The organism is Pseudomonas sp. Pmew2 (assembly GCF_058129885.1).
On record NZ_CM176702.1, the window covers coordinates 2,878,582 to 2,904,088 of the forward strand.

Consider the following 25,507-nt stretch of genomic DNA (forward strand, 5'->3'; position numbering starts at 1 on the left):
AAGATCCGGCAGGTGAGCATTGTCATTTAACCATTACTATCAAGAGGAGCTGATGGCCCTGCGTCAGTCGGGCCGGCAGTTTTCTGATCGGAATCCGGCATTGGCTTCTTTTTTGGGGCAGGCAGGTCAGGATCCCGACGTTGAACGGTTGCTTGAAGGGTTTGCTTTCCTGACGGGTCGTTTGCGTCAAAAACTCGATGATGATCTGCCTGAGTTGACTCATTCGCTTATGCAATTGTTATGGCCCAATTATATGCGACCGATGCCGGCAGTGAGCATGTTGCAGTTCGATCCGTTGATGGCTGTAGGGCCTGGCATAAGGGTCGAGCGCGATACCCCGGTAGAAAGTGAGCCCGTGAAGGGGCAGGTCTGTCAATTTCGTACCTGCTTTCCAACCGACATTCTTCCACTGAAGTTGGCAAATGTTTCCTACTCGGCCAGCGCGGAGGCGACGACTTTGACGTTGTCTCTGGAGATGACAGGTGACGGGCACCTGGGGGCACTGGAGCTGAATAGGCTACGCCTGCACTTTGCAGGCGATCGCGCTATTAGCCAAGCGCTGTATCTTGGCCTCATGCGCAAACTTAAAAGCGTTAAGATATTACTGTTGGATGAACAGGGCAAGCCGCTTCTGGATGGGGATGGCAAATCATATGAACTGAGCATTTCTGTAGATCAAGTACAGCCAGTGGGCTTTGCAGAAGATGAGTCATTGATCCCTTATCCGCTGAACACTTTTCGCGGTTATCGCTACCTGCAAGAGTATTTTTGCTTTCCGGAGAAATTCCTTTTTTCTGATATTGGCGGTCTTCAGATCATCGCATCAGTGAGTGAAGATGTATTGAAAGTTGCTCGTGGCTTTCAGCTGATCTTTGAAGTGCATGGCGAGGATATGCTGCATCTTCGGCCGAAGGTTGAACATATAAAATTATATTGCACACCCGTGGTCAACTTGTTCAAACAGGATGCACTCCCCATTTTGGCCGACGCACGACAGGATGAGTATCTGCTGATTCCTGCGCACTACGGTCATGGCAAGTGCGGGGTTTACTCGGTTGATACCGTCACCGGATGGCAGCCAGGAGGCAGGGGATATCAGAACTATGTGCCCTTTGAGTCCTTCGAACATGATCCGGCCGTCGATGTGCAGAGCAACGCCCCTTATTACAGCGTGCGTCATCGTGACTCCGTAGCGCATGGAGGGCTGGATACTTACCTGAGTTTCGATACGCGTGGCGACCGAGACAACGAAACGATCTCGATTGGATTGACCTGCACCAACCATAATCTTCCACAGCAGATCAGGGCCGGCGGGATATGCAAGCCGTGCGAAGGCACTCCAGACTTCCTGCGGTTCAGAAATATTACACCAGCAACTAAAAGCTATGCGCCGCCGATTGGACGTGACTTTCTATGGCGCGTCATTAGTAACATGTCGCTGAATTATCTGTCTCTGGCAAGTATCGAAGCTTTAAAGGTCATTATCGAGACCTACGACTTGCCGCGTTATTACGACAAGCAAGCGGAGAAGGTCAGTCAGCATTTGTTAAGTGGGCTGAAATCGATACGTCACCAGCACGTTGATCGCTTGCATGATGGCCGGCCGGTGCGAGGCATTAAAACCGAGCTGCTCATTGCCCCTGGCGCGCTTGCAGACGAAGCCAGTCTGTTTCTGTTTGCGTCAGTCCTAAACGAATTCTTTGCGCTTTATGCCAGTTTGAATTCTTTCCATGAACTGCATGTAAAAACCGCTCAGGGAGGTGGTTACGAATGGACGCCACGCATGGGGCAGCAGCCGCTGCTCTGACTACGCTCAGTCAGCATATACGGGAATATTCCGTGTATCAGGCGATACCTTTGATCCTCGGGGTTTTACGTGAAGTTCACCCGGATGCCGATGATGAGCAACTGCATGCTTTTCTTGAATTAAGGGCAAATCCCAGTCTTGGATTTCCCTGTAGCGACATAGAACGTCTGGATTTTTTTCATGAGCACACTGACCTGTATGTCCGGTTGTACCTCAACGTGATGAGCCTGGTCGGGTCCGGTTCACCGCTGCCGGCTTTCTATGCCGAGCAGGCGTTGGGGGAACGGGACAAGCCTAATGCCACTCGGGATTTCCTGGATATTTTTAATCATCGCCTGCAAAAACTGATGTTGCCTGTCTGGCGCAAGTACCGCTATCACGCGGTATTCGCCAGTGGCGCAACCGATCCTTTTTCCGAACATCTCTTTGCATTGATCGGTTTACATGGCGCGCGCATTCGAGAAACAACCGAGTTGAACTGGAAGCGGCTGTTGCCCTATCTGGGGCTCTTGAGCCTGCGTGCTCATTCTGCCGCGTTGATCGAGTCGGTGCTTCGTTACTACTTCAAGCATGCCCGGATGTTCATCGAAAAATGTGTTGAGCGAACGGTTGAGATCAGTCGTGCTCAGCTCAATTGCCTTGGCAAAGCCAACAACCAGCCAGGGCGGAATATGGTGCTGGGTGTTCGTGTTCCAGATCGGAGTGGCAAGTTTCGCATTCATATAAAACAGCTTGATTGGGAGCGCTTCCACGAATTTCTACCCGCCGGCCGGAGCTACCAACCGTTGGGCGCACTTGTGCGGTTCACGTTGCGCGATCCACTGGATTACGACGTTTGTCTCGAGCTTCTTAATTCGGATATCAGGGATCTGCGCATTGGCCAATCGAACACTTGCCACCTGGGTTGGACCAGTTGGCTCGGGCGCGAGCATGCCCAAGGGCTTGTGACGTTCAACAGACCGACTAATAAGGACTATTCATCATCGATGTAGACCTGCAGCAGCTCGTCAGAGCCCTTGATGCCCCTACACGCAGCGAGCTTGAGGGGGCCGCCGAACGTTGTGTTTCCAGAGGCAGTAGTAAAATTTCGGTTGAGGATCTGCTGGTTGCCCTACTGGAACGGCCTGATGGAATGCTTGCGCGTGCGCTGCTGGAGGCCGATGTTGCAGCTGACGAATTTGCAGGCTTCCTTCGCCAGCCGATCGAGCAAAGTGCAATCCGTAACCCGGTATTCTCTGCCGAGCTTGTTCAGTGGCTTCAAGACGCGCTGTTGATTTCCAATCTGGATTTGGGCGAAAGCCTCATTGACCAGGCTGCGTTGATTCTTGCCTTGCTGCGCAATCCTTCGCGCTATGCGGACCGTCCATACCAGCCGTTATTGGGCAGGATCAACATTGAACGCTTTCGCGATTACGCCCTTGCCCAGCAATCACCGGACGTCGCAAAGCCAGCCCTGAATCAAAGTGAATCGCTACTTGCACGTTTCACTCATAACCTGACGCAGCAGGCCCGAGAGGGTTTGCTGGATCCCGTACTATGTCGTGATGACTGCTTGCGCCAGATGGTCGACATACTGGCTCGTCGACGCAAGAACAATCCGATTGTGGTGGGCGAGGCGGGTGTCGGCAAAACCGCAGTTGTCGAGGGACTGGCGCTGCGGATCGTTCATGGTGAAGTGCCTGATCTGTTGAAGAATGTCGAGCTACTGTCGCTGGATATGGGGTTGCTCCAGGCGGGCGCCAGTATCAAGGGTGAGTTCGAGCGTCGTTTGAAGGGGGTCATTGAGGAAGTCCAGTCTTCACTCAGGCCTGTCATTCTGTTCATTGACGAAGCCCACACGCTCATCGGGGCCGGTGTTCAGGCCGGAGGGTCGGATGCGGCCAACCTGTTGAAGCCTGCGCTGGCACGCGGGGAGCTGCGTACCATTGCAGCGACAACGTGGGCCGAATACAGACAATATTTCGAAAAGGATCCGGCGCTTGCACGTCGCTTTCAACCGGTCCGCGTAATGGAACCCACGGTGGGGCAGGCCATCACCATTCTGCGTGGGCTCGCGCCGTTATATGAACGCAGTCATGGCGTCTATCTGCGCGATGACGCTGTGGTTGCCGCTGCCCGGCTTTCGGCCCGCTACCTTTCCGGGCGTCAGTTGCCGGATAAGGCAGTTGACCTGCTCGATACAGCGTGTGCTCGTGTGCGAATCGGTCTGGTTGCCGTGCCTGAACGTCTTGAGCATCTGCGAGGTGAACTTGCTCGGCAACGAAGGCATTTCGAGGCAATACAGCGTGATGCCAATGCCGGGTTGTCGGTTGATGAAAGCTTGCTGAATACGCTGGTTTCTGACCTGTCACTAATGCAGAGCGACGCGGATGCGCTTGAGTGCAGGTGGGTTGATCAACTCGCAGCCGTCAAGCGGCTCATTAATCTGCGCAGTCAACTGGCCGACCGAAAAGTACAGCAGGCAGGCGAGGGTAGCGACTCTCAATACACGCAGGCGCTGGAGTCCGAGTTGACTGAGGTCCGACAGGCCCTGATCGATACGCAAGTGAATGAGCGTCTGGTGAGCTTTGAAGTGTGCCCCAGACTGATCGCAGAAGTGGTGAGTGCCTGGACTGGAATTCCGGTGTCGCGATTGGCTCAGGAACACAGTGAACGGATTGACCGCTTCTCTTCAGAACTACGTTTGCGCATCAGGGGCCAGGAGCAGGCGATGCAGACCATCGAGAAATCGGTGAGGGCATCGGCTGCCGGTTTGAACAAACCCGGTGCCCCAACCGGAGTATTTCTTCTGGTAGGGCCCAGCGGGGTCGGCAAAACCGAAACAGCTATTGTTCTGGCTGACCTGCTGTATGGCGGCGAGCGTTTTCTCACGACGATCAACATGTCCGAATTTCAGGAGAAACACACCGTTTCCCGTTTGATCGGCGCACCGCCGGGCTACGTCGGTTATGGCGAGGGAGGCATGTTGACTGACGCTGTTCGACAGAAGCCTTACTCGGTGATTCTACTTGATGAGGTGGAGAAGGCGGACCCGGATGTACTGAATCTGTTCTATCAGATCTTCGATAAAGGCGTAGCCAACGACGGAGAGGGCCGGGAAATCAATTTTCGCAACACACTCATTCTGATGACCTCCAACCTCGGCGCCGAGGTGATCCATGCCAACTGCCACGAGAGCACGCTCCCGGATGCCAAACAGCTGGCGATGCGGCTAGAGCCAGTACTCAGCGCACATTTCAAACCGGCATTGCTGGCCAGAATGCGCGTTGTGCCTTACTACCCCATCACGGGTGTAGCGCTTCGTGAACTGGTCGAACTAAAGCTGAGTCGCCTTGGAGAGAGACTTGAATCCCGTGGCCTCACCTTCAGCTACTCGCAGAGTCTGGTTTGTCATCTGCTGGAGCATTGCACACAAAGCCACAGCGGCGCCCGACTGATCGATCAGTTACTCGAGTCCTCCCTGACCCCGTTGATAGCGGACCGTTTGCTCAGCGCCATGAGCAGCGGTAAAGCCTTATGCAGGGTTCATGCGACGCTGGACAGCTCAGGCGGAGTTGTCTGTGAATTCGAATAACTATGGGCTTACAGGACGTAGCGCTGCCCTGGGCCGAACAACCCATCTTCTGGGCAAGATTCTCGACAGCACCTGCACTGTATTGCTTACTGGCGAGACCGGAACGGGTAAGGAGGTCGTGTCTCGTGCTATCCACGAGTACGGACCTCGCCGTTCCAACGCATTTGTTGTACAGAATTGCGCTGCGTTTCCCGAAGCTCTTTTGGAAAGCGAGCTGTTTGGCTATTGCAAAGGGGCGTTTACCGGCGCTGATCGTGATCGACCTGGTCTGTTCGATGTTGCTCATGGCGGCACGCTTCTACTCGACGAAATTGGCGATATGCCGATGCTGCTGCAAGCAAAGCTACTGCGAGTGTTACAGGAAGGAGAGATTCGGCCGCTGGGCGCCAACAAGGTTCGCAAGGTCGATGTGCGAATCATTGCCGCTACTCATCGCGATTTGCCAACGCTCATTGCAGAAGGGCGTTTTCGTGAAGACCTTTACTACCGTCTGGCACAGTTTCCCATTGAGCTTCCTCCGTTACGTCAACGCGTGGGTGATATAGAAATATTGGCCCGGCATTTTTCCGATAAGGCATGTCAGCACTCACAACGAGATCCGGTGCAATGGTCGCGGGCTGCCGTGACTGCTTTATCGGGATACGCCTTTCCGGGCAACGTTCGACAGTTGAAGGGGTTCGTCGAGCGGGCAGTGTTGTTATGCGAAGACGGTGAGTTGAAACCGGAACACTTTCCCATCCCCGCCAACCCGATAAGCAATCCGACTTGCCTTTCGCTACGTGAGCGCATCGAACAGTTCGAACGCGACGTACTGCTTGAGTGTTTGCGCGATTGTAACGGCAACCGGAGTCGTGCAGCACGCACTCTCGGGGTGTCACGACGCACGCTGCTTTATCGCCTGGCGCATTTGAAGATCGGTGCTGCTCACGGACGGCCTGATTAACTGCTGAATCACCACGATTGCCTAACTCATTATCTGGGACCTTTTTCCAATGAACGTTCATTGTCGGCGCTCTGCGCCTTTTGTGCTCGCTGCGATGATTTGCCTTGGAGGGTGCACTGGCCATTTCAAGTTCAGCGATGATCAATACCGGGCTTTGGGCAGCCCTGAACCCACCAGCCGAAACGAAGTAGTAGACGAATCGAGTGTGGGGCTCCTGGACATTGCCCACCCCCGTGTCAGCGCATTCTATGGGCGTGAGCTGTCATGAGCCGCCGTTCGGTTGTATCGCTGCCTCCATCAGGATTTACAGGGCTGAATTCAATGAATCTTCACGTTAGCCGAGTCAAACGGTCACTGTTGTTACTGCTGCTACTCATGCTCAACGGTTGTTCAGCTCTCTCTCCGTACTCAACGCAAACCCGTATGGATATTCGACTGAATGCAGACAATCAGCTTAACCCTGATGTCAATGGCAGGCCCTCGCCGATTGTTCTCAAGGTCCTGGAACTCAGGCGTCCGGTGACCTTCGAGAATATGGATTTCTTTTCGCTTTACCAACGGACTGTTCAGGCACTCGGGCAAGACCTGATTGCAAGCGAAGAGTTTGAACTTCGTCCAGGCGAGAGTATTGAACTGAAGCTGAAACTGGATCAAGGCAGTCGTTACATCGGTGTACTGGCTGCCTATCGAAATTTGCCGGAAACCCAATGGCGTCACGTGATCAAGGTTCACCCCAAACAGCAGAATCGAGCCGTTTTCGTACTGGGTGAATCCGGCCTTCAACGGGCAGATAGCCAGACAGGCACAGGAAATCCGACATGAACGCGCACAAGGTTATCTGGCAGGAAGGCATGTTGCTGCGGCCGCAGCACTTTCAACATAACGATCGTTACTACGACCATCAATTGCGGGTTCGCACTCAGTTGGCGGGCGCCTACAACTGGGGGTTCACAGCCCTTGAAATTGATCCGCATTTTTTGGGCTCGGGACAGATCGTACTTGCTCAGGCCTCGGGTATCCTGCCGGACGGTAGCGTGTTCGACATACGCGACCGTAACAGTCCATTGGCGCTGGATATTCCTGCAAACACTTCAAACATGCCAGTGTACATAGCGCTGCCGACAATGGCGGGTAATTGCATTGAGACACGCAGCCACGAACAGCCGGAGGTGATCGCACGCTTTACAGCCTACGCAACGGATGTTTTGGATTCGAACGCCGGAGCAGACTGTTCCACTTCGGTGTTATGCGCGCGCCCGGAATTTCGTCTGTTAGTGGGAGAACCTCGCGGAGAGCACGCCTACACCTTGCTCAAGTTGGGGCATATTCTTATCTGCAGCCCTGACAAGGCAATAACGCTGGACACCGGTTTTTCACCGGCCTTCATCAACGCCAGTGGTTCACGCTACTTGATGTCGTGCCTCAAGGAAGTTGTAGGTCTGCTGCAGCATCGAGGCGACATCATCGCCGAGCGCATCGGTACATACGGCCAGGCGCGTGGTGCAGAGACGGGCGATTTCATGATGTTGCAACTGATTAATCGCAACGCGTTGGTACTTCAACACTATCTCACTACCCGGCAGGTGCACCCCGAAGAACTGTATCGGGCGCTGTTATCTCTTTTTGGCGAGTTGTCGACGTTCGGCGATGAAAGCAGACGTCCTCGACTGGAGGGCAGCTATCAGCACAGTGATCAGGGCGCAACGTTCAAACGTTTAATGTTTGCCATACGACAAATGCTGTCGATGGTTCTCGAGCAGCACGCGCAGGAGCTTGAGTTGCAGCCCAGGCAGTACGGCGTTCTGGTCTCGCCTCGGGTGGATCGTGAGTTGCTGGGGGATGCCTCATTTGTCATTGCCGCTCGTGCTGATTGCGATACCGAAGAGCTGCGTGGGCGACTGCCTTCGCACCTCAAAGTGGGCTCTGTGGAAAGTATTCGCGAACTGGTGAGTCTGCACCTGCCGGGTATGCGGCTCAGGCCGCTGCCTGTGGCTCCGCGGCAAATACCGTTTCACGCTGCAAAAGCCTATTTCATTCTCGATATCGATGACCGGGACCAAAGCGGAATCGATAAGTCAGGGGGATTTGCTTTCCATGTATCAGGTGAATTTCCGGGGCTTGAGTTGCAGTTCTGGGCGATCAGAAATTGAGCAGAGTGATGGATATGCAAAGCAGTCGCGAAGACCATGCCGTTACCTATGGTCGGGACAATGTCTGGCCGGGTGATGACATGTTCACGAGTCCCCACGATGCGAATCTTTTCGAAGGTCTGCAGGAACGGTTGATCAACAACACCCGGCAGGTAGCCGAAAAGCGGGTCAGTATCCATGTCAATCCGCTGGTCGCTGCTGCGAGCGAATTGCTGGCTCAGGTGTCCAGGCTGTCTGCAGCCGAAGACTTTGGCGATATTGCGCTGCTGAACGTACAGCTGTCGGACCAGATCAAGCTGTTCGAGGCCGAGGGTCGGCGAAACGCTATAGAAAATGATCAGCTGTTGGCTGCGCGCTATGTGCTGTGTACGGTCGTGGATGAAGCTGTGTTGAACACGCCCTGGGGCAGCAAGAGTGACTGGTCGAAGATCAGTCTGCTGAGCCGTTTTCACAAGGAGACATTTGGCGGCGAAAAATTCTTTCAACTCCTCGAAAAGCTTTCTGCCAGTCCGTTCAAGCATCTGCCCATGCTCGAGCTGATGTACCTGTGTCTGGCGCTCGGGTTCGAGGGGAAATACCGCTCGCACCGCCTTAATGGCCATGAACTGGAAGACATCCGCGACAGCCTTTATCGGCAGATAAGGCATGTGAGAGGCGACGTGTCCCGAACTCTTTCACCTCGCTGGCAGGGCGCACAGTCCAGGGCTTCTGAACGGCTGCGTGTCGTACCGGTATGGCTGGTCGTGCTGTTCACCGTTATCAGCCTGGCTGTGCTGTATTGCGGATTTACCTGGGTACTCGGCGAGCAGCGTGAGGTCGTACTCAAATCCTATCAGCCAGCGTATCTGGCAGCGCTTGAGCTCCGATCTTGAAATGAGAAATGCAATGAAAACCCTGCTCAAAAAATTCATCGCGCTGCTGTGCAGTACCTGGGCCTGGTCGCTGCTGTTGGTGCTTGTGCTGGCTGCATGTATCTGGATGTTCGGGCCACTGCTGGCGGTGGCGGATAACAGGTTTTGGGATAGCCCCATTGCGCGTCTCGTATCGATCAGTGTGTTGTTTCTGGTCTGGGGCCTCGGGATTGTCTTCAACAACTGGCGCATTGGTTTGCAGAAAAAACAGGCGCAAGACAGCCATGCAGGTCACGAACTTCTGCGTAAGTCTGTCGCCGTGGAAAAAGAGCACCTGGAGCTTGTCAGTCGTTTCAAGGATGCCCTGCGCGTGCTCAAGGATTCTGCGCTGTATGGCGAATTGGGTGCCCGGGGTCGAGTCGAGCTGCCGTGGTATGCACTGATCGGCCCGCAGGGCAGCGGCAAGACCAGCCTGCTGGATTTTTCCGGACTCGACTTTCCCCTCGACAGGGTCGGGCGCAAACTGACGCACGACACGAGCAGCACCAGCAGTTGTGGCTGGTATTTTACCGAGCAGGCTATTTTGCTGGATACATCGGGCCGCTATCTTGACCAGCCTGTACCCGAGGTCGACGGCAGCGCCTGGATGACCCTTCTGGGGTTGTTACGGGGCCGTCACCGCGTACAGCCGCTCAGCGGTGTGCTGGTGACATTGCCAGTGGACATTTTGGTTGACGAGCGTGACAAGCGTCTGGAGAAACTGGCTGAAGATGTGCGCGCGCGCCTGGACGAAGTTTTTCAGCAGCTGCATGTTGATGTACCGGTTTATCTGATACTGACCAAGGCCGATTCGATAGCAGGTTTCGATGATTTTTTTGATCAACTGTCTCGCGAGGAGAGTGAGCAGGTCCTTGGGGGCACATTTCAAAACGGTCAGAGTGGCACTGATAGCGGTGTTCTCATTCAGGAGTTTGAAACGTTGCTGCAACGGCTTGGCAGCCAGGTCATCACCCGCATTCATCAGGAACGAGACAGCCAGCGCCGCGGCAAAATGCTTGAATTCCCCAACTTGCTTGGAGGTATCGCACACAGACTGGGTGTTTTTGTCGAACTCGCGTTCTCCGGAAATCGCTATCAGCGCGCCAGTCACCTTCGTGGGTTCTATCTGACCCGTGCGCCGCAACTTGCTCAGAGCTCCCAAAGAGCTGATGGGGAGGTTGGTACCGGATTACAGGTTCCACAACCTGGAAAAGCACGGTTCATTCATGATCTGTTGCGACATGTGATTTTCCCTGAGTCCGATCTCGCTGTGCTCAACAAGGAAGCACGCGGAAAGATTCTTTGGCGTCAGAGGGCAGTGTATTGCGCTGCGCTATTGTTTTTGTCTGGGTTTGGTGTGCTATGGGCGACCGGTTTCAGTGCTAACCACGACCGGCTGGAACGGCTTCGTATTCTGGGTGAGCAGTGGGCGCAACAACGTTCATCGCTCACCGCCGAGGATGATCTACTGACAGTCCTTGATAGCCTGAACACCCTTTATCAGGCCGCTCAGGTATTTCCGGACAACAGCGATGTCACTCTGTATGAGCGCAACGGTCTTTATCAGGGCGAGCCTGCAAATGATGTGCTTTTGCGCGCTTATCATGCCCAGTTGCAGGGCCAGTTGCTGCCACGAGTGGTGCGGATGTTTGAAGCCCGCATAATGGCCAGCCTGCAGGATCGCGAGCAGTTACTGGACAACTTGCGCGCCTATCTGATGCTGGTTCAGCGTGAACACCGGATACCTTCTGCGCTGAAGGAGCGAGTGGCGACCGACTGGTCAATTCGTTATGTCGGGCATGCACAGGCTCAGCACGAGTTGAATCAGCATTTTGGGCGTTTGCTCGAACAGTCTTTTGCCTATCCGCTAAACGACGCATTAGTGGCGCAGGCTCGGCAGGTGCTGCGTAACGAATCCTTCGCCAACGTGGTTTATCGGGTATTGCGTGAAAAAGCGCGTGTACTTCCGGACTACAGCCTTGGCCACAACACCGGCCCTCAGGCAAAGCATTTGGCTGGTACTGACTATCGGATTCCCGGGTTCTATACACGCCAGGGCTACGAGCAGTATTTCGTTACCCGTGGTACAGCCGTGGTAACTGAAATCATGCGTGACAACTGGGTCCTGGGTGAAAGTGAACAGTACAACGCACATCAGTTGCGAGCATTGATGGTCGAACTGGAAAAATTGTACTTTCGTGATTACGCCGATCATTGGGCCGAAGCGATCGGTCGGGTTTCACTGCAGCCCTTTGAAGGAGCCAGCCAGGCTGCCGTGCAACTGGCCGGGCTGACGGCAGCGCATTCGCCTTTGCTGCAGTTGCTGGTCGAGGTGCGTGACAACACACTTTTCCCCGTCCTTGCAGACAGTCTCGGAGCTATGAAAGCCGAGGCTGAAAAGATTGCACCGGGCCCTGTGGCGCTCACCCAGGTTGCTGCGATTGGCGATACGTTGCAGCAGACCGTTACCGATAGCCTGCCCACAATGGCGAAGCAATCATTGCAGCGTCGCTTCGATCCTTTGCACCGCTTGCTGGATGACGAGAATGGTCCTGCCGCCGATCTGATTACAGCATTGAACGCCATTAATGAATTGCAGATGCAAATGGCCGCATTGGGTCGCTCCGGTCAGCCTGGACTGGCGGCCTACGAGATGGCAAAGGGACGAATGTCTGGACAGCGAGACGCCTTGAGCAATCTGCGTAATGCCGCGACTGTGTTACCCCAGCCTCTGGGCGGCTGGTTGAGCGCGTTGGCTGAAGATACCTGGAGCTTTGTGCTGTATCAGTCTCACCATTACCTCAACCAACGCTACAAGGCAGAGCTTTACAGTTTCTATGAACAGTCTCTCGCCAAACGCTATCCATTCCATGCGCACAGCAGCAGTGATGTAGCGCTTAATGATTTTCGCGAGTTCTTCGGCGCGCAGGGCATAGCCGAGCGCTTCTTCGATAGCTACCTGAAGCCCTTCGTCAGTGGCGATCCTGGTCGTTATCGACTGCGCACGATTGACGGCTATAGTCTGCCGATGAGTCGCGCTTATCTGGATCAGATGGCGGGTGTTTATAAAATCCGCAGTAGCTTCTTTGCTCACCGCACGCAGGAACCGCAGGTGCAATTCACTCTAGAACCTCACACCCTCGACCCTGCTGTACGCCGCGCTCAGTTCCGTTTGGGTGATCAGTCACTTGAGTATCGTCACGGCCCCATCGTACCGATGTTATTCAGGTGGCCCGCTGATACTGAGGATGGACGTACAAGTCTGGTGATGGAAGGCATGGTCGGCCGACCGCTGGGCATCGAAAAGAATAGCGGCCCATGGTCGCTGTTCCGCCTCTTTGACCTGATGCAGACCGAGCCCCTGAAGGGCCGTGATGTACTTGTGCTCAAGGCCGATGTCGGAGGCATGCGGGCCAACTACCTGTTGTCGAGCCAGCGTGCGCCGAATCCTTTTGATATGAGTGCATTACGCGATTTTCGTATGCCTGCTCAGTTGTGATGATATTCAGATGGGCTCTCACACTTGATGCCTATCTGAATTGTCAGTCAACCAACTGCACCAGCGTCGGCTCCATCGAATCCGCGCCCACCTCAAGCAACGCCAGCGTCACCGGCAACTTGAAACGCCGCCGCCCGGCGCTGCCCGGGTTCAGATACAGCGTGTCGCCGCGCCAATCGATGAGGGGTTTATGTGAATGGCCGGTAACGACCATTTTCACGCTGTCATCCAGTAGCGCCGGAACATCGGCGATGTCGTGAACCAGCAGGGTTTGCCAGCCTTCGATGTCGAAGCGCAGGTGATCGGCGATGTTTTTTGCCCACTCGGCGTCCTGGTCGTTGTTGCCGCGCACGATATGTAGCGGGGCGATGGCGCCGAGTTGCTCGACGATGTCCTGGCTGCCGATGTCACCGGCATGGAGGATGGCTTCGCAGCCCTCAAGCGCCGTAATGGCTTCAGGACGAAGCAGTCCGTGGGTGTCGGAAATCACGCCAACTTTCATCAGGGGCCTCGGGTCAGGAGCGGGGTAGGGAGGCAGTGTAACCCTTTGAGTTCGAATGGTTGATGGGGGACTGTGGCGTGCGACGCTCAGGAAGTATCCGCGCGTCGCAACCTCAATACCGTGTCAGGCCTGATCAACCTTGATTACCACCTTGCCAAACGCGCCTCTGGCCAAGTGCTCGTATGCCTCGAGAGCCTGCTCGAACGGGTAGACGTGATCGATTACCGGACGAATCTTGTGCTCGTTGAGGAAGGCGTTCATCCGGTCAAACGACGAGCGAGGTGCTACGGCGATACCGCGAAAGGTAGTCTGGCGGAAGATCATCGGCATCAGGTTCAGCGCCGAAGTCTGGCCGGTCAGAAAACCGATCTGCGCGATGCGCCCGCCCGCTTTGGTGGCCGCAACCGACTGATTGATGCCGTCGCCACCGGCTACGTCCAGTAACAGGTCCACACCCTTGCCGTCAGTGAGTCTCAGTACTTCGTCTGCCCACTCGGGATGGGTTCGATAGTTCACTCCGGCGACAGCGCCCAGCTTCTTCACCGCTTGCAGATTATCGTCCTTGCTGGAAGTCGCGATGACCTTGGCACCCAGGGCTGTCGCGATCTGCACAGCGAAGATCGATACGCCGCCTGAGCCCTGTACAAGGACAGTTTGCCCGGCTTCTATCTGACCGAAGTCAACCAGTGCGTACCAGGCCGTGAGTGCGGCAATCGGCAATGTGGCGGCTTCTTCATCCGACATGGCATCCGGTGCACGTACGGCACTGTCTTCATGGATGATCATGTATTCAGAAAGGCCACCCGGCAACGGCGAACCGAAGCAATAATCCGGTTCGTCCGGGCCTGGTGGGCCGTCGATCCAGCGCGAGTAGAGGTGCGAGTTCACGCGATCGCCTACTGAAAAGCGACTGACGCCTTCGCCTACCGCCACGACAGTACCGGCTGCATCGCTGACCGGAATCAATGGCTTGGGTACGCGATGCGGTTCGTAGATACCGTCGACGATGGCCTTGTCGCGAAAGTTGAGGGATACCGCACCGACTTTCACCAGCAGTTCACCTGCTTTGGGAACCGGCGTTTCAGCTTCTCCGAGCACCAGATTGTCGAGCCCGAAATCTTTTAACAGCCACGCTTTCATTCAATGTCTCCAGCAATCATGTTTGGGCTCACAGAGGCGGTTGCCTTGTGGGCGCTGAAGTCATTGTTGGTAAAACGCTGGTGCAGATAAATGGGCGCAAATCGACAGGATTGTTATCCTGCCAGGCAACAATGGCTCGGTATTTGTTCAGAGGGATTCGTCGGTGGACCTTTTACAGTCAATGCAGGTGTTCGCGAAACTTGCCGAGCTGGGCAGTTTTACTAAAGTGGCGGAGGCCACGCAGATAGGGCGTCCCCATGTGACCCGGATCATTCAGGACCTTGAAGCGTCGCTGGATGTCCGGCTGTTTCAACGTACGACCCGCAGCGTAAAACTCACTGCGGAAGGTCAGCGTTTTTACGAGCGCGTGAAGAACAATCTGGCTGATCTTGCCGAAACCACCTCCATGTTCGACCGAAACGGCTCGACCCTGCGGGGGCGGCTTCGGATTGATATCCCGGCAGCGTTCAGCCAGCGTAGTTTCATGGAGAGCCTGAAAGGGTTTACCCAGGCATTCCCCGAAATCGAGCTGGCGCTGGGAGTAACGGACCGCACGGTGGACCTGGTCGCAGAAGGCATCGACTGCGCGCTGCGCATCGGGGAGCTGCCCGATTCAAGTCTGGTGGTCAGGGAAATAGGCAGGGCCACGATGGTCACCTGCGCTGCGCCGTCCTACCTGCAAGCCTTCGGCACGCCGGAAACGCTGGACGAGCTGGCAGGTCATTGCGGGGTCAGCTTTCTGTCTGGTCAGAGCAATCGGCCGTTACCCTGGCATTTCTCGTTGAATGGCGACGACTTTCCTGTTCCGCCGCGTGGTGGCATTACTGTCAACGAGTCCAACGCCTATGTGCAGTGCGGCCTTGCCGGGTTCGGTATTCTTCAGGCTCCGGGCATTACCGTTGAGTCGTTTCTGGCCAGCGGAGAGTTGGTCGAAGTGCTTGAAGCGTTTCGCCCGTTGCCGCGCCCGGTTTCTGTACTGTACCCGAGCCGTACACACCTTGCGCCGCAGGTGCAGGCATTCGTCGCTTGGCTGAAAGAGCATTTTCCGAAACTTCATCCTCGTTGGTTTGAAGTACGCTAAATACGTGTAGCAGAGTAGAGAAGCGCCTCCTTGCAAAGGCGCTCCTGGCCAAGCGGGATTAATTACGCTCAAGCGCCAACACCAGCCGCTCCAGCCCGATGCCAAACCCGGCACCTTCCCTGTAGGCTCCGCCGCCGACCACCTGTTGCTGTGCGCCCAGGCGTGAGCAGCGTACCTCGAAGCCGTTGCCGTTCAGGTAGTAACTCAGGCCGCGTTTGACGGCGGTATTGAGTTCATAGTCCAGCCCCAGCGAGTCCAGAAAGCCTGTGCAGATGGTCTGGCTGCGTTGCAAGGCTTGCTGCGGTGACGGGCCGAGAATTTCCAGCCCCAACTGGGTGAACTCACGGTAGCGTCCGGCTTGCGGTCGCTCGTAGCGATAACAACGTGCGACATAGAAAAACACTGCTTCGCGTCGCCCGTTGAGCAGGGCTTCACTGCGCTCCTGGAACAGGGCCGTTGCTTCCGGGATCAGGCAACAGGCGCGTCCGGCCTTGTCGTTGAATGCCCACATCTGGCTGATGATCTCGCTGCCGCCGGCTTTTTCGATAAAAGTGTCCTCACCCCATAACGCGGGGACTATCGCTTCTTCAGCACCCGCTTCGATGAAGATAGCTCCGGAAACGGCTTTCTGTCTCACGCAGGGTTGCGGCTTCTGTTCCGGTCACGATGCGGGTTCCGCGTAGCATGGTCATGGTGGTGATCTCCGTTGTTTTCAGGTGGTTGTTTTCAAAGTAATAGGCAATAAAAAAGGCGCCGTGGGCGCCTTGGTTTGTTTCACTGATGGGTCAGAACGTGGATCTATGTCTGGCCAATCGATGAGCGCAAGCAACCGCGGCACCTGAGGTGGGGCCGTGAGGGTGATGTCGGTTACTTTTAAGGACTTGATTCATGGCTGATCCTTGCATGCTTTCGGCTATCGCTCAAGCGGTAGCTTCAGGAGCACCGCTCACCTCAGCCGCGCCATGCTCAAGGCATCGACGAATACGCCATCGCGCACGGCGTAGTTGCGCAGGCGTCCTTCCAGTTCAAAACCGTACTTGCGATAAAGGCCTTTTGCTGCCTCATTGTCGGCAAACACGGTCAGTTCTACCCGGTGCAGGTTCATCCAGTTGTCTGCGATGTCCAGCGCTGCCGCCAGCAGTTTCGAGCCGATGCCTTTGCCGTGCCAGGCCGACGCGACGCCCATGCCTATAGCGCCGACATGGCTTTGTCGGCTGCGCGAATATTGTTCCAGGCCGAGGCTGCCGATCACTTCGCCGCCACTCAGCGCGACCAGCTTCACATGTCGCTCTGTGCTGGCTGCCAGGCGTTTGCGCCACACTTCGATGGATTGATAAGGCATTTGCAGCACCTGACGACAGACTGCAGGCTCGTTGTAGAGCGCAGTAACGCCTTCAAGGTGGATTTCGGCCATGCGCTGAATGAGGATTTGCGGGGCAGGGGCGTGCACGTTGATTCATTCCTTGAACGGTCAGTGGCTGGCCAGTGTAAGGCGCAGGCAAGGTGTGCGGCCAGTCGGCTCAATAAGAGGTTGCGCAGATTTTTCCATAAGTGTACCGTTGTGTTCACTTATGAAGAGGGTCGCATCATGTTAGCCACTTCGCTCGTTCAGCTGTCCCAGGAGCCCATCAAGCCAGGTATTGGTACGCGTATTTTCAACAGCAAGCAGGAGCTGCTGTCGGGTCAATTCGCCGGGGAAATCCGGGAACTGTTGGAGCAGCGAGGTGTGCTGGTGTTTCCGCAGATTAATTTTTCCGATGCAGAGCAGATCGCTTTCACCCGTACGCTGGGCACTTTCTGTCCGGAAGCCAGTGATGGCCAGAACATCACCAAGATCAGCCTTGATGTCAAAGAGAACCCGGCAGGCGCTGAGTTTCTCAAGGGCTCGCTCTACTGGCATATCGACGGTACGAGCAGCGATGTGCCCATTCTGGCGTCGTTGCTGTCTTGCAAGGTGCCCGCCAGTTGGGGAGGCAATACCGGTTTCTGTAATACCTATGCGGCTTACGAGGCGTTATCGAGCGCTGATAAACAACATTACGAACGCTTACGAGTAATTCACGCGCCATGGGCATCGTTACTCTATTACAATCCCGAGCCTGGCCTTGCGATGCTCAAGGCCATGCAGGCTATCGGCGAGAAGGAGTTGCCGCTGGTCTGGAGGCACCGGTCCGGTCGTAAGTCGCTGATTCTGGGATGCACTGCGCAGCAGGTCGTTGGCAGCAGCCTGGCGCAAAGCGCGCAGATTCTGGTCGGCCTTCGCGAGTGGGCTACAGCCGAGGCGTTCAGTTATAGCCATGCGTGGCAGGCAGGTGATCTGGTGATATGGGACAACGCCGGCACCATGCACCGTGCGGAAGCTTACGACCCCGCGTGCGGGCGAATGATGCACCGCACCAAGTTGCAGGGCGAAGAGCCTTTCGAGTGATCTGCCGGGCGCGACACACGGGTGACGCCGTGGCTGTTATATCGAGTTGCTCATTGTGAGCTGAATCGTTTTGCCGGATTGGAGAAACGAGAATGTGCAGACCTAAAGAGCCCATCGCGGGCGTATTTCTACTGTTGGTTCTGGCGGCCGGAGGCTGGGTGGCTCAGGAGCCATTTCCTCATTTCGGGATTGATCTGCCTGCCGAGGCGTTATTGGACGGCGAGCGCCCGGTCAAACCTGTGTCGCCTCGACACCGAACGCAATTTGATGAAAGCCAGTTCAGTAGCGCCATGCTTGAACTCGTGCCCATGTACGCGACCGTAGAGTAAACCGTAGGCTGTGTACGAAAAGTCGGCCAGCGTGGCCACTTTTTGTACAGAGCCTGTTTGAAGCGCTCAAGCAGCCCGTTTGCCCAGCAACTTCAGGCGTTTCAGCCAGCCATCTTTCTTGCCGGTCGTCTGGACCTGAACGATTTCCGGCATGTCGCGCAACTTCACCCAGATATCCCCGCGCCATTGCAGCGTACTCAGGGTTGTGCCCTGCCACTGCATTTGGCAGTGAGTGGGGCCGTCGTTGTTGATATCAACGGGGCGGGCGCTCAGTGCGGGCAGCACGTCTTGCGTTAGCCAGCGTCGCAGGGCGCGGTTTTCCGGGATGTAATGGTGAATCAACAGGGCGAATACCGCAGACTCGCTGATCAGCAGGCATTTTTGCCATTCGCCGTGGGTCAACAACCATGCGGTGCGGCGCTGATCGGCGTCGAGCTTGCGGGTGTTGCGCTCGTCCAGACGCTTGCCCATCAGGCGGGCGATGTCCTCCAGCGGGAACCAGGCTTCTGCGTGCATGACAACAGCACGCAACATGCGACGGTGGCGCAGGAATAGGGTGGGCTCGTGGTTTTCGGTGCAGGGAAGAAGGGGGAATGGGAGATCCATTGATTAAACGCTCCATAGCGAACATAGAGCCCCAATCACGTCGCTAAACGAGAAGGTGGCAGCTGTGCGAAGGTTAGCGAACCGGTCTCTAATCTTTCGCACACCGGCAGACCCGAAGGTCTCCGACGCACAGCCGCCATAACGCGATGTTCATGTTGAGCATGAAACGCGATGTCGAGAATAGAGATTCGGATCGCTAAATCCGGCCGCTGATTTTGCAGCGACGGCGCACCTTAAATCCTCGATACAGCCCGCGCAAGCAACTGAAGTCTTCTCGGAAACTTCACACAGGGCGAAGAGATTTTTCAGTCGAGCGACTTCATCCTTTCCTGCAAAACCAACGCTTCGTCCGCATGAAACGTGTTTTTCACTCGCATCAAGCGGCAGCTACATCAGTCTGTTTCGCTGATGTTGGCGAAGAAAATACAGCCGATCAATCTGGCAAACAGAGTCAGTGTTTCCGCCAGATCGGGGTCGTCAAACAACGTCACGTCGGAGTCGAGCGCACATAGCGCGCCGTACAACTGTCCGTTCGGAAGATGGACCGGCACGCCTGCATAACTCTCGATGGCTTAGCGCTTTACCACCGGCCGGTTCGCGTAGCGGCCGTTTTTGCTGATCTGCGGTACGAACAACGCTTCGGGGGTGACGCAAAACTCACTGCACAGCGTGGTCTCCAGTTTGAACACGTCCCCATCGTCGATGCCCAGGTCAGTCGGGTCGTATACAGAACAGGCGATCCAATCCGCGTCGGTGAACTTTGCGATACCGGCAAAGCGCATGCCTGTCAGTCGGGTGACCAGCCTTAAAATGTTGGTCGTTGCCTCTATTTCGGCAATCGCAGAACGTTCCTCTGTGGTCAGGCCGTCTCGAGAAGCTGTCAACTCCAGACTCATGCAATTCTCCGAAATACTCGATGTGTAGGTACAGCGGCCCATGCTAACCGACTGGCGTGAAAGGCCATACGGGTTATTCGACGAGTCGATGTTTATTTTCGAGCATGAATTTTGACGTCAACTTTTAAAGTTTGAAGCTGCCCCGCCGACAACTGTGGGTTGTATAAATGGCAAGGACAAGCCGCTTATAACCCCCACAATGACCAGACAAGAGCAATTTACGGTGAACGCTATGCTGAACAATATTTCTGTAAGGTCCAAGCTTGTGCTCGGGTTTGCCTTGGTCATTGTGCTGACCGTGTTGATTGCACTCACAGGCTGGACGGGGATCAGTTCGCTGAGCGAACGAAGCGAGAGGATTGCCGATATCGGCAAGCTGAGCACGCTGACCCGTGATGTCCGTATAGCCCGCCTGGCTTATGCGCTCAACTACGATGCCGAGCGCGCCAGCAACTGGCTGAAAGCTATCGATAGTCTCGAAAATCATGTGAAGTATGCGCAGAAAGTTTTCGACTCTCCGCTGAACACCCCGCTGGTAAATGCTTCTGCTGAAGCGATGAAGGATTATCGTGTCCACTACGATAATCTGATGCAGGCCACTGCCGCCCGCGAGGCGACCCGGTCAGTGTTTGGCCAGTACGCTGACGCAGCCGCTGACGATTTGCAGAAACTGAACGCCATTGCCCGATCAGATGACGGCAGCGCCTCGCAGCGTGACGACATTATTCAGGCGATGACGTTGTTTCAGAAAATGCGCTTCGACTTGCGTGGTTACACCTATTCCCTGAAAACCGAGAACCGGGCACCGGCTGAAACGTCGATGAACACGGTTATTAATTTTGTTAAAAATCTGAAAGGCTTCGATAGCCAGTCAGCGACGATCAAGTACCTTGTGGACGCTCTGCTCGGCTATCAGAACACGTTGAATCAGTTCACTGCGGCGCAGGACAAGATCGATCAGGCACAGGCAGGGATCAATAAAACTATCGCCATTCTGTTTGATTCTGCCGACAAGCTGTCAGCCAATCAGGTCAGTCTGAGAATAGAAGACGTGGGCGAGGCCAAGACCCTTCTGTCTGTCTGGCTGATTGCAGCGTTGATCATGAGCGCTTTGGCGGCCTGGGTTATCACTCGTCTTATCGTCGGCCCGTTGCTTGACACACTGAAGCTGGCCGAGCGTGTAGCGGATGGCGATTTGACGTACAACCAGCCGGTCACGCGCAAGGATGAACTGGGCTTGTTGCAAGGCAGCATGCTGCGCATGACCAGCAACCTGCGCGAGCTGATTGGCGGCCTGCGCGATGGTGTGACACAAATCGCCAGCGCAGCCGAACAGTTGTCGGCTGTCACTGAGCAGACCAGTGCCGGGGTGAACAGTCAGAAGAGCGAAACGGATCAGGTTGCCACTGCAATGCACGAAATGTCTGCGACTGTTCAGGAGGTCGCACGCAACGCAGAGCAGGCTTCCCATGCGGCGGTTAATGCTTCGAAGGAAGCCCGCGATGGCGAAGGTGTGGTTTCCAAGGCGGTTGCCCAGATCGAGAAGCTCGCGACTGAAGTCAAACACTCCAAATCTGCAATGGACGAGCTCAAGAGCGAAAGCAACAAGATTGGCGGCGTGCTGGACGTGATCAAGGCCGTTGCCGAGCAAACCAATCTGTTGGCGCTCAATGCTGCCATCGAAGCGGCGCGTGCAGGCGAAGCCGGACGAGGCTTCGCGGTGGTGGCTGACGAAGTAAGAAGCCTGGCCCAGCGCACGCAGACATCGACGGAAGAAATTGCTGCGTTGATCAGTGGCCTGCACAGCCGTACATCGCAAGTGGCTACGATTCTCGACAACAGCCAGGCTCTGACTGAAAACAGTGTCGAGCTGACGCGCAATGCTGGCGTTTCCATCAATAACATGACCCAGGCGATCTCGACCATCGAGACGATGAACCACCAGATTGCCGCTGCTGCCGAAGAGCAGAGTGCGGTTGCCGAAGAGATCAACCGCAGCGTTCTGAACGTGCGCGACATTTCCGAGCAAACGGCGTCCGCCAGTGAAGAGACCGCGGCGTCCAGCGTCGAGCTGGCGCGCCTGGGTGTGCATCTGCAGAGCATGGTCAGCCGATTCAAGGTCTGACCGGCAAACTCCGGTGCGGGCAGCAACGCGCGCACCGGCGTCGGTTCGATGACATTTGGGCGGTAAGTGCTTACCGCCCCCAGAGCCCCATCGCGTACTCCACAAAACTTCTCACTTTAGGCAGCCGATAACGATCCTGCACATACAGCAGGTTCATCGGTCGTCTGGGCAAGTGATAGCCCGGCAGCAGCGCAACCAGCCGGCCTTCCTGCAAGTCTCGCTGAACCAGCGCATCCGGTAGCATCACTACACCCATTCCAGCACACGCAGCCTGATAAAGACCGGCAGAGGTGTTGGCAACCATCGAGCCGTCGACATCCACCAGCACTTCACCTTCGGGGCCGGTCATACGCCATTGGGTGCCAGCCGTGCGCCACTCGTCTCCTGCCGGGTAGGAGAACGCCAGGCAATTGTGCGCACCAAGGTCTCCGGGGTGCGCAGGCGCTCCATGGCGAGCCAGATAACTCGGCGCAGCGCAGATGGTCAGGGTGTAGTCCTGCATGGGGCGCGCAATCAGTGGCGAGGATTGCGGGATGTTTCCCAAGCGTATGGCGATATCGAAACCATTGTCGATCATGTCCAGACGCTGGTTGGTCAGCACCAGATCAAGTTTGACCTCGGGAAAGCGTAGCGAGAACCCGGCAAGGGCCGGGGCCAGCACTTCCGAACCGAACGTCAGCGGCGCGGTGATGCGCAACGTGCCGCTGGGATCGCCCTGGGCCTGCTCGGCCAATTGCTCGGACTCGGCCACCAGCCCCAGCACTTCAAGGCAACGCTCGTAATACGCAGTGCCGAATTCCGTCAAGCGCTGACGGCGAGTGGTGCGCTGCAACAGGCTGACGCCCAGGCGCTGTTCCAGTGCGCGCAGGTGGTTGCCAACCATAGTGGTAGAAATCGAACACGCCTGAGCTGCCGCCGTCAGGCTGCCTGCTTCGACCACCTTTACGTACACACGCATCGCCTGAAACAAATCCATTATCAAGCCCTGCTTTAAAATGATTGAAGTGTTTGGCTGTTTATCCATAAGGAGTGGTTAACGATACTGCAAAAATCGAAACATACCCAAGGAGCTTCACGTCATGACCACTGCCTGCCTGATGAGCACTTACCAACCTCTGGCCCTGAGCTTCACCCGTGGCCTGGGCACGCGTCTGTGGGACCAGAGCGGGCGCCAATACCTGGATGCTGTGGCGGGCGTGGCGGTGACCAATGTCGGCCATTCGCATCCGCTGCTGGTAGAGGCCATTCGGGATCAGGCGGGGTTGCTGTTGCACACTTCCAATCTTTACAGCATTGACTGGCAGCAGCGTCTGGCGCAGAAACTGACCGGTTTGTCGGGGCTGGATCGGGTGTTTTTCAATAACTCCGGTGCCGAGGCCAACGAGACTGCGCTGAAGCTGGCGCGCCTGCACGGCTGGCACAAGTACATCGAACGGCCTTTGGTGGTGGTCATGGAAAACGCCTTTCACGGCCGCACGCTGGGCACACTGTCGGCCAGTGACGGACCGGCTGTGCGCCTGGGCTTCAGCACCTTGCCGGGGGATTACGTCAAAGTACCCTTTGGCGATCTGGCGGCGTTCGACAAGGTCTGCGTGACTCACGGGCACCGCATTGCCGCAGTACTGGTGGAGCCGATTCAAGGCGAAGGCGGCGCGCAGGTCGCGCCAACCGGGTATCTCAAGGCGCTGAGGGAGCGCTGCACCCGGCGTGACTGGCTGTTGATGCTCGACGAAATCCAGACCGGCATGGGGCGGACCGGCAAGTGGTTTGCCTTTCAGCACGAGGGCATCGTGCCGGACGTCATGACCCTGGCCAAGGGTTTGGGCAACGGTGTGCCGATAGGTGCCTGTCTGGCAAGGGGCAGGGCGGCGCAATTGTTCACCCCCGGCAGCCACGGCAGCACCTTCGGTGGTAATCCGCTGGCCTGTCGGGTCGGCTGCACGGTAATCGACATCATCGAACAGCAGGCCTTGGTGGAAAACGCCGCCCTGCAAGGCAGCCGCTTGCTGGAGCGGCTGCGCAACGTGCTTGGCGCTCACCCGCAGGTGCTGGAGATTCGTGGCCTCGGGCTGATGATCGGTATCGAATTGCGGCAGGCCATACCCGAGTTGCCGGATCGCGGCCGAGGACTACGGCCTGTTGATCAACGTCACGCGCGGTAAGGTCATCCGTCTTCTGCCGCCATTGGTGCTGAACGCTGCCGAGGTGGAACAGATCGTTCAAGGCCTGCTGGCGAGCCTCGACAGCGCCCTTTACAAATCGCTTGAGCGCTCTGCCTGAAGCAAGGGATTAAGGAAAAGGACTACATCGGGCTGTACCGGGATGACCCATATGCGGTAGAACAGTCCAGCATCGCGTATGTCTGCGCGCGATGGCTACCCAATGGATTTGAAAGGAGCCCACCATGTTCATCCGGTCCCTGACCCTCGCCACCCTGCTTGTCGCTGCAGGTACAGCGCTTGCCGCTGACAGCGATGGCCCTTTGGCCCAGGAGCGCGGCAAGTCGCGCCCGCTGATCATCATCGCACCCAGCCCGGCTGATCCGGCGCTGAGCCACCTGAAGGATGCGCTGAAGGAGTCTGCCAATCATAAAGACTTCACAGAGCGCAATATGGTGCTGTTCACGGTGGTGAACACTATCGGCGAGCGTGACGGCAAGAGCATGGACCCCCAGTCGACCATGGCCTTGATTCGCGAATTGAAGCTGGGCGCGGGTGTCGGTACCAAGGTCATTCTGGTGGGCAAGGACGGCGAGAAAAAGATCGACAAGACTATCGGCAAGTCAGAATCGGTAGACCTTAAGGAGATCTTCGCCACCATCGACCAGATGCCAATGCGCGAGAAAGAGGCATCCGCGCCGCTACCAGAACCAGAGGCCAAGCCTGCACCGGCCGAAAAACCGGCCAAACCAGTCAAGGGCGGGGCACCTGGCAAGACGCTGGATGACTGAGTGACCGGCGCAGCGTGCGGTAATCGCGCGCTGCGCCTGGCGTGCCGTTCGGCTCACTCGCCGCGAATGTACTGCTCAAGCTGCTGAATGAGACTGGCCTGTTCGGCAATGGCTTCCTTCACCAGGTCGCCGATCGACAGCAGGCCCAGCAGCTGGCCGTCTTCCACGACCGGCAGATGGCGCAGATGGCTGTCGGTCATGATCCCCATGCACGCTTCGACGCTCTGTTGCGAGTCGACGGTAATGACTTTGTTGCTCATGATTTCTCTGACCGGCGTACCCACCGAGGAGCGCCCCTTGAGGATCACCTTGCGTGCATAGTCGCGCTCACTGACGACGCCGACCACCACGTTGCCCTCGACCACCGGCAGCGCACCGATGTTCTTTTCCGCCATCAGCCTGAGCGCATCGAGCACCATCTGGTCCGGGCCGATGGTATGTACTTGCTGGTTTTGCAGGTCTTTCAATTTCAGTAGTTGGGCGACGGTTTTCATGGTGCTCTCCGTGATCGGGACCTGTAAGACTGTAGTGCATTTTCAGGCGCACTACAGAATCGTGCAGCGCGCAGAATCGAGCAACAAATAAAT

18 protein-coding genes and 5 pseudogenes are annotated in these 25,507 nt (G+C 56.3%); 15 read left to right on the plus strand and 8 right to left on the minus strand.

The genetic code is table 11. The annotated features are described in order from the left end of the window. Window positions 1-19: 19 nt before the first annotated feature. The 8 genes and pseudogenes from tssF (at window position 20) to tssM (ending at window position 12,863) form a co-directional block, all read left to right on the plus strand. Complete coding sequence (tssF, locus tag AC4ANK_RS13150; protein WP_002553525.1) at window positions 20-1,807, plus strand: type VI secretion system baseplate subunit TssF; 1,788 nt, start codon at window positions 20-22, stop codon at window positions 1,805-1,807. Further along, window positions 1,771-2,799, plus strand: a complete 1,029-nt coding sequence (gene tssG / locus AC4ANK_RS13155) for a type VI secretion system baseplate subunit TssG (protein ID WP_460382779.1) — start codon at window positions 1,771-1,773, stop codon at window positions 2,797-2,799. Before tssF ends, tssG begins: the two co-directional genes overlap by 37 nt. Continuing rightward, window positions 2,787-5,381, plus strand: coding sequence for a type VI secretion system ATPase TssH (tssH, locus tag AC4ANK_RS13160; protein ID WP_031596000.1), 2,595 nt, complete (start codon window positions 2,787-2,789; stop codon window positions 5,379-5,381). The genes tssG and tssH overlap by 13 nt, the downstream gene beginning before the upstream one ends. A gap of 1 nt (window position 5,382) precedes the next feature. Then, window positions 5,383-6,324, plus strand: a pseudogene (locus AC4ANK_RS13165) (sigma-54 interaction domain-containing protein); the annotation flags it as partial. A 321-nt stretch (window positions 6,325-6,645) separates the two neighbouring features. After that, a complete protein-coding gene (gene tssJ, locus AC4ANK_RS13170; RefSeq protein ID WP_031595999.1) occupies window positions 6,646-7,146 on the plus strand; it encodes a type VI secretion system lipoprotein TssJ in 501 nt (166 codons plus the stop codon). Next, window positions 7,143-8,474 (plus strand): type VI secretion system baseplate subunit TssK, encoded by a 1,332-nt coding sequence (gene tssK, locus AC4ANK_RS13175; RefSeq protein ID WP_031595998.1) that lies wholly within the window; start codon window positions 7,143-7,145, stop codon window positions 8,472-8,474. The genes tssJ and tssK overlap by 4 nt, the downstream gene beginning before the upstream one ends. Before the next feature lie 8 nt (window positions 8,475-8,482). After that, window positions 8,483-9,346, plus strand: a complete 864-nt coding sequence (gene icmH / locus AC4ANK_RS13180; protein ID WP_005734665.1) for a type IVB secretion system protein IcmH/DotU — start codon at window positions 8,483-8,485, stop codon at window positions 9,344-9,346. Between the two features lie 13 nt (window positions 9,347-9,359). Further along, window positions 9,360-12,863 carry a type VI secretion system membrane subunit TssM gene (gene tssM, locus AC4ANK_RS13185; RefSeq protein WP_460382777.1) on the plus strand — a complete coding sequence of 1,168 codons (3,504 nt, stop codon included), beginning with the start codon at window positions 9,360-9,362 and terminating at the stop codon, window positions 12,861-12,863. A gap of 43 nt (window positions 12,864-12,906) precedes the next feature. On the opposite strand, the gene AC4ANK_RS13190 is transcribed toward tssM, so the two are convergent. Continuing rightward, window positions 12,907-13,365 carry a metallophosphoesterase family protein gene (locus tag AC4ANK_RS13190; protein WP_002553533.1) on the minus strand — a complete coding sequence of 153 codons (459 nt, stop codon included), beginning with the start codon at window positions 13,363-13,365 and terminating at the stop codon, window positions 12,907-12,909. Window positions 13,366-13,488: 123 nt separating this feature from the next. Continuing rightward, the gene (locus AC4ANK_RS13195; protein WP_002553534.1) at window positions 13,489-14,505 is read right to left on the minus strand and encodes a zinc-dependent alcohol dehydrogenase family protein; all 1,017 of its coding nucleotides are present in this window, start codon (window positions 14,503-14,505) and stop codon (window positions 13,489-13,491) included. Between the two features lie 181 nt (window positions 14,506-14,686). Between AC4ANK_RS13195 and AC4ANK_RS13200 the strand changes: the two genes are divergently transcribed. Then, window positions 14,687-15,586, plus strand: a complete 900-nt coding sequence (locus AC4ANK_RS13200) for a LysR family transcriptional regulator (protein WP_031595995.1) — start codon at window positions 14,687-14,689, stop codon at window positions 15,584-15,586. 58 nt (window positions 15,587-15,644) lie between these two features. Here AC4ANK_RS13200 and AC4ANK_RS13205 read toward each other — a convergent pair whose 3' ends face one another. Together AC4ANK_RS13205 and AC4ANK_RS13210 are read right to left on the minus strand one after the other, a co-directional pair. Next, window positions 15,645-16,223, minus strand: coding sequence for an ATP phosphoribosyltransferase regulatory subunit (locus tag AC4ANK_RS13205; protein WP_002553536.1), 579 nt, complete (start codon window positions 16,221-16,223; stop codon window positions 15,645-15,647). A gap of 309 nt (window positions 16,224-16,532) precedes the next feature. Next, window positions 16,533-17,036, minus strand: coding sequence for a GNAT family N-acetyltransferase (locus tag AC4ANK_RS13210; protein ID WP_002553537.1), 504 nt, complete (start codon window positions 17,034-17,036; stop codon window positions 16,533-16,535). Window positions 17,037-17,174: 138 nt separating this feature from the next. Here AC4ANK_RS13210 and AC4ANK_RS13215 point away from each other — a divergent pair, with 138 nt between their 5' ends. Beyond that, entirely contained in the window at window positions 17,175-18,014 is an 840-nt protein-coding gene (locus tag AC4ANK_RS13215; protein ID WP_002553538.1) for a TauD/TfdA dioxygenase family protein, read from the plus strand. Between the two features lie 92 nt (window positions 18,015-18,106). Continuing rightward, window positions 18,107-18,343 carry a hypothetical protein gene (locus AC4ANK_RS13220; RefSeq protein ID WP_004661480.1) on the plus strand — a complete coding sequence of 79 codons (237 nt, stop codon included), beginning with the start codon at window positions 18,107-18,109 and terminating at the stop codon, window positions 18,341-18,343. A 66-nt stretch (window positions 18,344-18,409) separates the two neighbouring features. On the opposite strand, the gene AC4ANK_RS13225 is transcribed toward AC4ANK_RS13220, so the two are convergent. Further along, window positions 18,410-18,877 carry a BRO-N domain-containing protein gene (locus AC4ANK_RS13225; RefSeq protein WP_460414688.1) on the minus strand — a complete coding sequence of 156 codons (468 nt, stop codon included), beginning with the start codon at window positions 18,875-18,877 and terminating at the stop codon, window positions 18,410-18,412. Window positions 18,878-19,341: 464 nt separating this feature from the next. Next, window positions 19,342-19,845 (minus strand): annotated as a pseudogene (locus AC4ANK_RS13230) (GAF domain-containing protein). A gap of 232 nt (window positions 19,846-20,077) precedes the next feature. Here AC4ANK_RS13230 and AC4ANK_RS13235 point away from each other — a divergent pair. Then, a pseudogene (locus AC4ANK_RS13235) lies at window positions 20,078-21,115 on the plus strand (methyl-accepting chemotaxis protein); the annotation flags it as partial. A 255-nt stretch (window positions 21,116-21,370) separates the two neighbouring features. Next, window positions 21,371-21,970 (plus strand): annotated as a pseudogene (locus AC4ANK_RS13240) (methyl-accepting chemotaxis protein); the annotation flags it as partial. Between the two features lie 70 nt (window positions 21,971-22,040). Here the strand turns inward: AC4ANK_RS13240 and AC4ANK_RS13245 are convergent. Continuing rightward, window positions 22,041-22,946: a LysR substrate-binding domain-containing protein gene (locus AC4ANK_RS13245; RefSeq protein WP_002553543.1), complete on the minus strand. Its 906-nt coding sequence runs from the start codon at window positions 22,944-22,946 to the stop codon at window positions 22,041-22,043. Window positions 22,947-23,049: 103 nt separating this feature from the next. Here AC4ANK_RS13245 and AC4ANK_RS13250 point away from each other — a divergent pair. Continuing rightward, a pseudogene (locus tag AC4ANK_RS13250) lies at window positions 23,050-24,250 on the plus strand (aspartate aminotransferase family protein). Between the two features lie 124 nt (window positions 24,251-24,374). After that, window positions 24,375-24,920, plus strand: a complete 546-nt coding sequence (locus AC4ANK_RS13255; RefSeq protein WP_002553545.1) for a DUF4174 domain-containing protein — start codon at window positions 24,375-24,377, stop codon at window positions 24,918-24,920. 53 nt (window positions 24,921-24,973) lie between these two features. Here the strand turns inward: AC4ANK_RS13255 and AC4ANK_RS13260 are convergent, their stop codons facing one another. After that, a complete protein-coding gene (locus tag AC4ANK_RS13260; RefSeq protein ID WP_002553546.1) occupies window positions 24,974-25,414 on the minus strand; it encodes a CBS domain-containing protein in 441 nt (146 codons plus the stop codon). Window positions 25,415-25,507 lie beyond the last annotated feature (93 nt).

What these genes read in the sequence shown, in the direction of transcription:
- AC4ANK_RS13260 (WP_002553546.1), bottom strand. Translation starts at nt 25,414, where the DNA reads ATGAAAACCGTCGCCCAACTACTGAAATTGAAAGACCTGCAAAACCAG.
- AC4ANK_RS13215 (WP_002553538.1), top strand. Translation starts at nt 17,175, where the DNA reads ATGTTAGCCACTTCGCTCGTTCAGCTGTCCCAGGAGCCCATCAAGCCA.
- AC4ANK_RS13255 (WP_002553545.1), top strand. Translation starts at nt 24,375, where the DNA reads ATGTTCATCCGGTCCCTGACCCTCGCCACCCTGCTTGTCGCTGCAGGT.
- tssJ (WP_031595999.1), top strand. Translation starts at nt 6,646, where the DNA reads ATGAATCTTCACGTTAGCCGAGTCAAACGGTCACTGTTGTTACTGCTG.
- AC4ANK_RS13245 (WP_002553543.1), bottom strand. Translation starts at nt 22,946, where the DNA reads ATGGATTTGTTTCAGGCGATGCGTGTGTACGTAAAGGTGGTCGAAGCA.
- AC4ANK_RS13225 (WP_460414688.1), bottom strand. Translation starts at nt 18,877, where the DNA reads ATGTTGCGTGCTGTTGTCATGCACGCAGAAGCCTGGTTCCCGCTGGAG.
- AC4ANK_RS13200 (WP_031595995.1), top strand. Translation starts at nt 14,687, where the DNA reads ATGCAGGTGTTCGCGAAACTTGCCGAGCTGGGCAGTTTTACTAAAGTG.
- icmH (WP_005734665.1), top strand. Translation starts at nt 8,483, where the DNA reads ATGGATATGCAAAGCAGTCGCGAAGACCATGCCGTTACCTATGGTCGG.
- tssK (WP_031595998.1), top strand. Translation starts at nt 7,143, where the DNA reads ATGAACGCGCACAAGGTTATCTGGCAGGAAGGCATGTTGCTGCGGCCG.
- tssG (WP_460382779.1), top strand. Translation starts at nt 1,771, where the DNA reads ATGGACGCCACGCATGGGGCAGCAGCCGCTGCTCTGACTACGCTCAGT.
- tssM (WP_460382777.1), top strand. Translation starts at nt 9,360, where the DNA reads ATGAAAACCCTGCTCAAAAAATTCATCGCGCTGCTGTGCAGTACCTGG.
- AC4ANK_RS13190 (WP_002553533.1), bottom strand. Translation starts at nt 13,365, where the DNA reads ATGAAAGTTGGCGTGATTTCCGACACCCACGGACTGCTTCGTCCTGAA.
- AC4ANK_RS13220 (WP_004661480.1), top strand. Translation starts at nt 18,107, where the DNA reads ATGTGCAGACCTAAAGAGCCCATCGCGGGCGTATTTCTACTGTTGGTT.
- AC4ANK_RS13195 (WP_002553534.1), bottom strand. Translation starts at nt 14,505, where the DNA reads ATGAAAGCGTGGCTGTTAAAAGATTTCGGGCTCGACAATCTGGTGCTC.